The 1,200-nt window shown below is 66.0% G+C and carries 2 protein-coding genes; both read left to right on the top strand.

The window, feature by feature from the left end; genetic code table 11:
- A partial coding sequence (locus tag EN906_RS22810; RefSeq protein ID WP_127375389.1) for an LLM class flavin-dependent oxidoreductase occupies positions 1-492 on the top strand: 492 nt, incomplete at its 5' end.
- Positions 489-1,200: FAD/NAD(P)-binding protein (locus EN906_RS38415; protein ID WP_245484313.1), on the top strand; the 712-nt coding region annotated here is incomplete at its 3' end. The genes EN906_RS22810 and EN906_RS38415, both read left to right, overlap by 4 nt.

The raw sequence follows: 1,200 nt of genomic DNA, 5'->3' as shown, positions 1-1,200 counted from the left end.
CTCTCCTTCGGCATTAGGCTGCATGTCATCGTCCGCGAAACCACCGAGGAGGCTTGGGCCGCGGCCGACAGGCTGATCAGCCGGCTCGACGATGCGACGATCGCCTCGGCGCAGAAGGTCTTTGCCCGCATGGATTCGGTCGGCCAGGCGCGGATGAGCGCATTGCATGGCGGCAATCGCGCCAAGCTCGAGATCGCGCCCAATCTGTGGGCCGGCGTCGGCCTGGTGCGCGGCGGCGCAGGGACCGCACTTGTCGGCGATCCCGACACGATCGCCGAGCGCATCGACGAGTACCGGCGCCTCGGTATCGATACCTTCATCCTTTCCGGCTATCCGCATCTCGAAGAAGCCTATCGCTTCGGCGAGCTGGTGCTGCCGAAACTGCCGACCGACCATCTGGTCAAGGCAGCCGGCTCTTCCGTAAACACCGGTCCGTTCGGCGAAACCATCGCCGGCGACCACCGGCCGAAGTCGCTCGCCAGCGCCTCGTGAACTTGCTTCCTGCGTCCTCGCGGTTGCGCGTCGCCATTATCGGCGGCGGCTTTTCCGGCGCCGCGGTGGCGTGGCACCTGGCGCAAATGCCTCGACCGGAGCGCATTTCCATTTCCGTGATCGAGCCACGACCGGTTCTTGGCGGTGGCCTTGCCTATTCCAGCGAGGAACCGTCTCATCGGGTTAATGTTCCCGCGATCAGGATGAGCATGGCTCCCGACGACCCGCAGCATTTTGCACGCTGGTTGACTGGCAGCGGAGAACTCGAACACGACCCGGACGCCATCTGGAAGAACGGCGACGCTTTTCCGCGCCGGCGTGTGTTCGGTCGCTACGTCGCCGAGCATCTGGCGCCGTATCTCGGTTCCGGCCTTGTCCGTCATGCCGAAGGTCTCGCCATACGCGTGACGCGCGATGCCAGTGGCGCGGGCTGGACCGTGCATACGTCCAGTGGGTTGGTCGCTGCCGATATCGTCGTCCTGGCAGCGACGCACCCACAGCCCGCGATTCCAGCCGCGCTGATCCATCTGACGGAAGCACCGGGTTTCATCGCCGACCCGTACGCACCAGCGGCGCTTGCCGGGATTGGTCCGGAGGCGTCGGTGCTGATCGTCGGCTCCGGGCTGACCTCTGCCGACATGGTCGCCGAACTCGACCGTCGTGGCCATCGCGGCCGCATCCTCGCGCTGTCGCGCCGCGGCTTACGCT

Origin of the sequence: Mesorhizobium sp. M7A.F.Ca.CA.004.06.1.1 (genome assembly GCF_003999135.1) — a bacterium.
Classification (GTDB): Bacteria; Pseudomonadota; Alphaproteobacteria; order Rhizobiales; family Rhizobiaceae; genus Mesorhizobium.
Note: the sequence above shows the minus strand (reverse complement) of the source record. Positions and strands in the feature narration are given on the sequence as shown.